The 9,125-nt window shown below is 67.3% G+C and carries 8 protein-coding genes; 1 reads left to right on the top strand and 7 read right to left on the bottom strand.

What is annotated here, in order from left to right:
* Window positions 1-1,018: UTP--glucose-1-phosphate uridylyltransferase (locus NA4_RS24515; protein WP_307188600.1), on the top strand; the 1,018-nt coding region annotated here is incomplete at its 5' end.
* Window positions 1,019-1,172: 154 nt separating this feature from the next.
* Here NA4_RS24515 and NA4_RS24510 read toward each other — a convergent pair.
* The 7 genes from NA4_RS24510 to NA4_RS24480 all read right to left on the bottom strand — a co-directional run bounded on the left by NA4_RS24510 (window position 1,173) and on the right by NA4_RS24480 (window position 9,039).
* Window positions 1,173-1,721 carry a C40 family peptidase gene (locus NA4_RS24510; RefSeq protein WP_067474498.1) on the bottom strand — a complete coding sequence of 183 codons (549 nt, stop codon included), beginning with the start codon at window positions 1,719-1,721 and terminating at the stop codon, window positions 1,173-1,175.
* A gap of 489 nt (window positions 1,722-2,210) precedes the next feature.
* The gene (gene ileS / locus NA4_RS24505; RefSeq protein ID WP_067474495.1) at window positions 2,211-5,345 is read right to left on the bottom strand and encodes an isoleucine--tRNA ligase; all 3,135 of its coding nucleotides are present in this window, start codon (window positions 5,343-5,345) and stop codon (window positions 2,211-2,213) included.
* 285 nt (window positions 5,346-5,630) lie between these two features.
* Complete coding sequence (locus tag NA4_RS24500) at window positions 5,631-5,831, bottom strand: hypothetical protein (protein ID WP_067474501.1); 201 nt, start codon at window positions 5,829-5,831, stop codon at window positions 5,631-5,633.
* 77 nt (window positions 5,832-5,908) lie between these two features.
* Window positions 5,909-6,763, bottom strand: coding sequence for a DivIVA-like cell division protein Wag31 (gene wag31, locus NA4_RS24495; protein ID WP_067474492.1), 855 nt, complete (start codon window positions 6,761-6,763; stop codon window positions 5,909-5,911).
* 69 nt (window positions 6,764-6,832) lie between these two features.
* A complete protein-coding gene (locus tag NA4_RS24490) occupies window positions 6,833-7,135 on the bottom strand; it encodes a YggT family protein (protein WP_039797136.1) in 303 nt (100 codons plus the stop codon).
* 89 nt (window positions 7,136-7,224) lie between these two features.
* Complete coding sequence (locus tag NA4_RS24485) at window positions 7,225-8,007, bottom strand: cell division protein SepF (protein ID WP_067474490.1); 783 nt, start codon at window positions 8,005-8,007, stop codon at window positions 7,225-7,227.
* A 267-nt stretch (window positions 8,008-8,274) separates the two neighbouring features.
* On the bottom strand, window positions 8,275-9,039 hold the full coding sequence (locus NA4_RS24480; protein ID WP_067474487.1) for a YggS family pyridoxal phosphate-dependent enzyme: 765 nt from the start codon (window positions 9,037-9,039) through the stop codon (window positions 8,275-8,277).
* Window positions 9,040-9,125: the final 86 nt, after the last annotated feature.

Here is a 9,125-nt window from a genome sequence, read left to right as displayed (position 1 = left end):
CGGCCGCTCGGACGCGAGCCATAAGGGGGCCGCGAACACGCCGCGACGAAGTCGCGGCCAGATCAGCACAGCCGCGAACACGCAGCGCCGCAGGCGCTGCAATGAGATGCAGTATGTGATGATCGGACCCATGAATATCCGCAAGGCCGTCATCCCGGCCGCCGGGATCGGCTCCCGGCTGCTCCCGCTGACCAAGGCGATCCCCAAGGAGATGCTGCCGGTCGGCGACAAGCCGGTGATCGAGCACACGGTCCGCGAACTGGTCGCCTCGGGCATCACCGACATCACCATCGTGGTCAGCGGCGGAAAATCATTGATCCAGGATCACTTCCGCCCCAATCCGGCGCTGGTGGCCCAGCTGCGCGCGGACGGAAAGACCGCCTTCGCCGACGCGGTCGAGGAGGTCGGCGAGCTGTCCCGGCTCGGCCACATCACCTACCTCGACCAGCACGGCCCGTACGGCAACGGCACCCCGGTGCTCAACGCCGCGCGCAATCTCGGCGACGAGCCGATGCTGGTGCTGTGGCCCGACGACGTGTTCGTGGCCGAGGTGCCCCGCGCCCAGCAGCTCATCGACGCCTACGAGGCCACCAAAGCGCCCGTCCTCGCGCTGATGCCGATGGATCCGGCCGAATCGCAGCGCTACGGCGTGCCGGTGGTGTCCGACGACCAGGGCAACGGCCTGCTGCGGATCACCGGGTTGCGCGAGAAGCCGAAGCCGAAGGACGCGCCGTCGTCCTTCGCCGCGATCGGCGGCTACGTGGTCACGCCCGGCATCATCGACGAGCTGCGCGCCCAGACCGAAGCGTGGTACGAGCACCGCACCGGCGAGGTGTACCTCACCGACGCGATCAACGTGCACGCCGCGACCAATCCGGTCTTCGGCCAGGTGATCCGCGGCAGCTGGTACGACACCGGCAATCCGGCCGACTACCTGGTCGCGCAATTCGCCTCGGCGCTCGCCCATCCGCAATACGGACCGCTGCTGCGCACCCTCGCCGACGGTCTCGGCAACTGACGAGCGGCCGACCAGCGGTGCTCTGAGCGAGCGAACCGGGGACACAGCGCCGCGGTCGCACGCATGGGGAACCGAGCGCCGGCGATGTGCAGTCGCGAGCGGGCGACCCCGCAACGCGGCGCGCCATGCGCGGGCGACGCCGAGCGCGGTGCGGTCAGAAGCGGCGGATAGCGTAGATGTCGAATTGCTTGAGCGGGGTGAAGCCGACCGGCACACCCGAGCCGTAGGCATTCAGCACCTGGCCCCCACCCGCGTAGATGCCGACGTGCGAACCGTCCCGGTTCAGCACCACCACATCGCCGGGCATGAGAATTGCCCGCGGGACCGGGGTGCCCACCTTGGCTTGCTGCCAGGTCGTGCGCGGAAGGCGCACCCCGGCCTGCCGGAACGCCCACTGCACCAGACCCGAACAGTCCCAGCTGAACGGTCCGGTGCCACCCCACTCGTAGGGTTTGCCGAGCTGTGTCGTCGCCGCCGCCAGTGCCAAGAGTCCGGTCGCGCTCGGCATCGGCAACGGTATCCCGGCCGAGCCGCTGGCAAAGCCGGGACTGATGCCGGACGCCGACCCGACATCGGCCAGATCGGCCAGCTCGACGCCGGAGGCGCTGCCGGTGTCGCACCAGGCGGTGCCGGTGATCGTGAAAGTCGCAGTGATCGATAGCAAGAATCCGAGTGCGATACGGCGTAGCGGTCTCCTCGGCACGTGCTTGTCCCTTCCGTGGGCCCGGTGTGACGAGCCGCCGCAGGCGGCTCTGGCTAATGCACGGCAACGGCAGCGTCACGCGATGAGCCGCTGGTCACCGTGCCTGGCGCATGCGCGCCGGACGCGACACAGTGCAGGTAAAACGAACCATTAGTTGACTGCCGCCCCAGGAGTCACCTCCGCACCAGCAGTAACATGGCCGATTCTCCCGCGCGAACCGGCCAAATGGGAGAAATCAGCAAATTCTCAGCATGTGACCTATCTCACCGAATTGGACGATTCGGACGCGCATAAAGGGGGAACTCGGATGCTCTCGCTCAGAGAGCGGGCAGTGCGGAGCCCGGTGCGTCTTGCGCCCCGGACAGCGGGCGTCGCGGGAGACCGCGGGCGAACAAGCAGCGGGAGCGGCGACGCATCGACAGCCGCAGCCCGGATAGACAGCAGTCGGGGCGGAACCTTTCGGTCCCGCCCCGACTCGGAGTCCAGCGTTCAGGCCTTGGTGACCTTCGCTCGCACGCCACCGACCAGATCGGCGGCCTCCGGGCCCGCGTCCCCGAAGGTCAGTGCGGTCGCGAGGATCTCGCCCGCGATCAAGTCGCGGTGGGTTTCGGCCCACGCGGCCCGGTCGGCGGGAACCTCCAGGACCACGGTGATGCGGTCGGAGACGTCGAGACCGGCGGACTTCCTGGTCTCCTGGAGGTCGCGGATCAGGTCTCGTGCCCAGCCCTCCGCCTCCAGCTCCTCGGTGACCACGGAATTCAGCACCACCAGGCCCGCGTTGCCGGGCAGCGCGGCGGTCGACTCCGGCTCGGCGGCGACCAGGCGCTGGGTGTATTCCTCGGGCAGCAGAGCGATTCCGGCGGCCTCGACCACGCCGTCGGCGCCCTCGGACCACGCACCGGCCTTGACCGCCTTGATCACCGTCTGCACGTCCTTGCCGAGGCGCGGACCCGCGGCGCGGGCGTTGACCACCAGCTCGAAGCGGCCGTGCACGTCCACGTCGGTGGTCAGGTCCACCTTCTTGACGTTGACCTCGTCGGCGATGATGTCGGTGAACGGCGCCAGCCGCTCGGCGTCGGCCGCCGCGATGGTGACCTCGGCCAGCGGCAGCCGCACCCGCAGGTTCTGCGCCTTGCGAAGGCTCAGCACGGTCGAGCACACCACCCGGACCTCGTCCATGGCGGCGACCAGCTCCGGATCATCCGGCAGCTCGCCCTCCTTCGGCCAGTCGGCCACGTGCACCGAATCGCCGCCGGTCAGCCCACGCCAGATCACCTCGGTGATCAGCGGCAGCAGCGGCGCGGCCAGCCTGGTGACCACCTCGAGCACCGTGTGCAGGGTGTCCACCGCGTCGCGGTCCTCGCTCCAGAACCGCGACCGCGACCGGCGCACATACCAGTTGGTCAGCGCGTCGGCGAACGAGCGCAGCTCCTCGCAGGCGCCCGCGATGTCGTAGACCTCCAGCGCCTCGGTGATGACGTCCCTGGTCTGCGCCAGCTTCGCCAAGATGTAGCGGTCCAGCACATGCGACGAGTCCGTGCGCCACATCCCCGGCTTCGGCGCGTAGAGCTGCAGGAAGGTCCAGGCATTCCACAGCGGCCGCAATGCGTGGCCGACGCCCTCGCGGATGCCGCGCTCGGTGACGATGAGGTTGCCGCCGCGCAGGATCGGCGAGCTCATCAGGAACCAGCGCATGGCGTCGGAGCCGTCCCGGTCGAACACCTCGTTCACGTCCGGGTAGTTGCCCTTGGACTTGCTCATCTTCAGCCCGTCGTCGCCGAGCACGATGCCATGCGCGGCAACGGTTTTGAACGCGGGGGCGTCGAACAGAGCGGTCGCGAGCACGTGCAGCGTGTAGAACCAGCCGCGGGTCTGGCCGTTGTACTCGACGATGAAGTCGCCCGGGAAGTGGCTGTCGAACCACTCCTTGTTCTCGAACGGGTAGTGCACCTGGGCGTACGGCATCGAACCGGACTCGAACCAGCAGTCCAGCACCTCCGGTACCCGGCGCATGGTCGAGGTGCCGGTCGGATCATCCGGGTTCGGCCGGGTGAGCTCGTCGATCATCGGACGGTGCAGATCGGTCGGGCGTACGCCGAAGTCGCGTTCCAGCTCGTCCAGCGAGCCGTACACGTCCACGCGCGGGTAGGCCGGATCGTCGGACACCCACACCGGGATCGGGCTGCCCCAGTAGCGGTTTCGGCTGATGTTCCAGTCCCGCGCGCCCTCCAGCCACTTGCCGAACTGGCCGTCCCTGATGTGCTCGGGCACCCAGGTGATCTGCCTGTTCAGCTCGACCATCCGCTCGCGGAACTTGGTGACCGCGACGAACCAGGACGGCACCGCCATGTAGATCAGTGGTTGCCCGGAGCGCCAGCTGTGCGGGTAGGAGTGCTCGATCGTCTCGTGCCGCAAGAGCTTTCCCGCGGCCTTCAGGTCCTTGATGATCACCGGGTTGGCGTCGAACACCATCAGGCCCTCGTACGGCGGAACCATCGAGGTGAACTTGCCGCCCGGATCCAGCGGCTGCACCAGCTCGATGCCGTGCGCGCTCGCGACCTCCATGTCCTCTTCACCGAAGGCCGGTGCGAGATGCACGATCCCGGTACCGGAGTCGGTGGTGACGTAGTCGGCGTTCAGCACGCGGTGCGCGTTCGGGTGCCCGGCGAAGTAGTCGAACGGCGGCTCGTAACGCAGTTCGGCCAGCGCGGCGCCGAGATGCTCCGACAGCACCTCCGGTTCCTCGCCGAATTCGCGGGCAAAGTGCGAGACGCGTTCGGCGGCGAGCAGGTACCGCTTGCCGTCCTTGCCGCGCAGGTGCACGTAGGTGAACTCGGGATGCACCGCAATCGCCAGGTTCGACGGCAGCGTCCACGGCGTGGTGGTCCAGATCAGCGCGTTGGCCCCGTCGAGGTCGTGCAGCGGATGCTCGGCAGGCACCCGCAGCGCCATGTCGACGGTGACCGCCGGGTCCTGACGCATCTTGTACGCGTCGTCGAGCCGGGTCTCCTGATTCGACAGCGGCGTCTGCTCGTACCAGCTGTAGGGCAGCACCCGGAAGCCCTGATAGATCAGGCCTTTGTCGTAGAGCGACTTGAACGCCCACATGACCGACTCCATGAAGTCGGTATCGAGCGTCTTGTAGTCGTTGTCGAAGTCGACCCAGCGCGCCTGACGCGTCACGTAGTCGCGCCATTCCCCGGTGTAGCGCAGTACCGATGATTTGCAGGCCGCGTTGAATTCCGCGAGGCCCATCGCGTCGATCTGTGATTTGTCCGTGATACCGAGCTGCTTTTCGGCTTCGATTTCCGCGGGCAATCCGTGACAGTCCCAGCCGAATCGCCGGTCCACCCGCTTACCGCGCATGGTCTGGAAACGCGGGACGACGTCCTTGACGTAACCGGTGAGCAAATGTCCGTAATGCGGCAGACCGTTGGCAAAGGGCGGACCGTCGTAGAAGACGAACTCCGCTGCGCCGGAACGGTTTTCGATGCTGGTGCGGAAGGTGTCGGCGGCCGCCCATGCGTCGAGCACGCGGCGCTCCATCTCGGGGAACGACGTCCCGTTGCCGACGCCCAGGTCGACGCGCGGGTACGCGCTGCTGCTGGAAGTGTGGTCCGCCATGGCGGATGCGTCTCCTCGTGCCGTGTCCGGTTGGCACGGGGACGATGCCGGCGCCCGGTGCGCCGAAACCGCGGTACCACCCCGCTTGTCCGGCAAGCGCCGGACCTCTCGTTCGCGAGCTGTGACGGGCTCACCCGTTCGGTTCTACTGAGCGGCAGGCTCGAGGGCCGTGCCGCCGTTCTTCCGAAGGCTCCCCGGTGATAGCCGGATCGACGCCGTATTCAGGTTTGATTCTAGCCAGCGCGGTCAACTCAGTGTGCGAGGCAGGTCAGAGCTCGGCCCGCTTCACCGTTTGGCATGACGACCAGGAGGCGGCGGGGCATCACTGTCCGGACTCCGCATGGATAGGGCACTCACCAGCAAGAGCACAGCACCGATGACGCACACCACGATGCACCCCCACGCCCAGATCACCGATCCCGTGGTGAGCGCGGCCACGAGCAGGGCGAAGCCGATCGCGGCAAGGACGAGTGTCAAGACGAGCATGATGACCCCCAAGGCATGCCGGGCGGCTCGACCGATCCCCTAGCGGTCGGTGGACCGCTGCGCTGGGGCGCGTCGCGCTACTTGCCACCCTTGGCGAACGAGGCGGGCGCGAGGTTGTTCGCCGTGTTGTGGTCGGCGAACGCTTCGCCGCCGTCGACCGGGACGGCCGATCCGCGGTTCTCCAGCTCCTCGAGCTGCGACTCCAGGTACGACTTCAGCCGCACCCGGTATTCCCGCTCGAACGTCTTGAGCTGCTCGATCCGGCTCTCCAGCACGGTGCGCTGCTGGGTGATGGTCGCCATGATCTCGGTGTGCTTGCGTTCGGCGTCGGCCTGCAGCGCGTCGGCCTTCTCCTTGGCCTGGCGCAGCTGGCTGTCCGAGCGGTTCTGCGCGTCCGTCAGCATCGCGTCCGACTTCTGGCGGGCGTCGGCGATCATGGCCTCCGACCGCGTCCGCGCGTCGCCGACCAGTCGCTCGGAATTCGCCCTGGCATTCGACAGCAAACTCTCCGCTTCGGACTTTGCGTCGCTGGTCAGCCGATCCGCCATCTCCTGGGCGAGGCTGAGCACCTTGGCGGCCTGCAGATTCGCATCGGCGCTGGCGTCCTTGGCCATCGGCGCGGCAGGCATCGGGGCGGGCGGCGCGGCGGGAACCGGCGGCTTGATCGGCTCCGGCGGCGGCGGCGGAGCCTGCGGCACCGGCGCTTTCACCGTGCTCGCCACGGCGGGGCCACGATTCTTCTTGGCATCGGCCAGTTCTGCGTCGAGTTCGGCGACCCGCTGGCGCAGATCGGCGTTCTCCTCGATCAGACGCGAGAGCTCCTGCTCCACCAGATCCAGGAACGCGTCGACTTCATCCTCGTTGTAGCCGCGCTTCCCGATCGGCGGTTTGCTGAACGCGACGTTGTGCACATCGGCTGGGGTCAGCGGCATGGAAGGATCCCTTCACGCGTCTTTTGGAGATCTAGCAGGTCTAGCAAGCTGTCTACACGGCCCATTCTGTCACACCGGAGCTACCGGCTGCCCGAGCCTGCCTACGATCGACATCAGGATGAACACGATGAAAAGCAGGACCATTATCGACAGGTCCAGGCGAATTCCCCCCAATGACACCGGGGGGATCAACCGCCTCAGGAGTTTCACCGGCGGGTCGGTGATCGTGAAGATCACCTCCAGGACGACGACCACGACACCGGTAGGACGCCAGTCTCGGGCAAAGCTACGGATGAACTCGACGATCACCCGGCTGATCAGCAACAGCCAGAAGATGAACAGTACGAAGTACAGCACCGCGAACAAGGCCACGAGTTCACTCTGCCGTAAAAATCGCGTCGCGCAAAATGACCGCGCTCCAGAACGTGCGACCGGTCTGCTCCACCCCCCAGATCACGAGCTTATTTCTGGTTGTAGAAGCCGGTTTCCGCAATCCGCCTACGTTCTTCGGCTGATACGTCGACATCCGCCGGTGAGAGCAGGAACACTTTCGTCGCCACCTTGTCGAACGATCCGCGCAGGGCGAAGGCCAGACCGGCGGCGAAGTCGACCAGCCGCTTGGCGTCGGCGTTGCTCAGATCCACCAGGTCCATGATCACCGGATTGCCCTCACGGAAGCGCTCGCCGATGATCCGGGCCTCGCTGTAATCGCGCGGGCGCAGCGTCGTGATCTTGGACAAGGGGCCTCCGTCCTCGAAGATCCCGGGCCGCCGCACCGGGGCGGGCTCGGGACGCACGCGCTCCTCCAGTCTGCGCGCCTCGGCGTCGGGATCGACGGCTAGCGCGCCACGGGTGGCGCCGCGCAGCGTCGGCGCGCTCCCGCCCGCCCGGAACCGGCCGGAGGGACCGGAGTCGATCCGGGTCGGTCGCCGCGGCGCCTCGTATCGATCGTCACCGTAGGGCTCGTCGGTGTAGTCGTCGCGCCGCGACACCGGGTACCCCGCCTTGTACGGCGACTTGTAGGCGGGCTCGGGGTAGTCGGCGTCCTCGAAACGGTCTGCGCCGTACCGGTCTTCGCCGTAGCGGTCGGCATAGCCGTCGCGCTCGGAGTAGTCACGGGGACGTGGCCGACGGGCACCGCGCTCATCCACACCCCGGGGGGCGCGATCGTCGACGTAGTCGTCTTCGTAATCCTCGAGCGGGACCATGCCGAAGTACGCCTTGAACTTGTGCAGAGTGCTCATGACCGCGCCTCGCTGTCGCTCGCCGCGCTCATGACCACTTTTGTGGCTGTGTCGATGACTCGCTCGCTACGCTCGCTCATGACCGCGCCTCGCTGTCGCTCGGCTCCGTCATGACCACGATGGTGGCTGCGCCGATTACTCGCTCGCTGCGCTCGCTCATTCTGGTCGACCTTCCTTCGGCCCCGGTGGCGGCCGGGTGTTGAAGTCTTGCTCAGCCCTCGTCAGTTCCCAGCATATGTGTCGAATGTGACTGATGAGGTTTCTTTGCTACGCCGAGGTTATCGGTCGCGCACCCATCAATGCAGTACCGACACGCACAACCGTCGAACCGTGTTCGATCGCGGATTCCAGATCGCCGGACATTCCCGCGGAAAGTTCTGTCGCGTCCGGATGATCGGCGAGCAATCGAGTGTGCAATGTCGCAAGTAGTGCAAATGCCGCATCAGACTCAGCCCCCACGGGCGGAATCGCCATCAGACCCGACAAACACAATCCCGGCGCGTCGGCTACCTGTCCGGCGAGCGCGGCGAGATCGCCCTCCGCCACGCCGCCGCGCGCGGGGTCGTCATCCAGGCTCACCTGCAGCAACACGCGAACCGGTTCGGTGCGCTCGCCCGCCTCCAGCGCGGCCTGCGCACCGGCGTCCAGAGCGATTGCCAAGCGTTCGCTGTCGACCGAGTGGACGGTGTGCGCCCAGCGGGCCACCGCCCGTGCTTTGTTCCGCTGCAGCCGCCCGATCATGTGCCACTGGATCCCGGTGAGGTCTTGCTCACGCAGTGCCGCCACCTTGGCCGACGCCTCCTGCTCGCGCGCCTCCCCGAACTCGCGCCGCCCGAGCCGGTGCAGGATCGCCACGTCGGAGGCGGGGAAGAATTTCGTCACCGGCAGCAGCCGCACCGCCTCCGGTGCGCGCCCCGCCGCATGACAGGCCGCGTCGATCCGCGCCAGCAACCCGGTCAGCTTGCCGGACAGCTCGGCGGTTCTGGCCTCGAGCGCCTGTCCCACCGAAGCGGTCTCGGCCCCGGTGCTCATGCCTTCCCCCGGCTGACGCTCGGCTCGGGCATGACCCCATTGGCGGCTGTGTGCATGGTTCCCTCGCTGCGCTCGCTCACGCCTGC

Source organism: Nocardia amamiensis NBRC 102102, from assembly GCF_001612745.1.
GTDB classification, from domain to species: domain Bacteria; phylum Actinomycetota; class Actinomycetes; order Mycobacteriales; family Mycobacteriaceae; genus Nocardia; species Nocardia amamiensis.
Note: the sequence above shows the minus strand (reverse complement) of the source record. Positions and strands in the feature narration are given on the sequence as shown.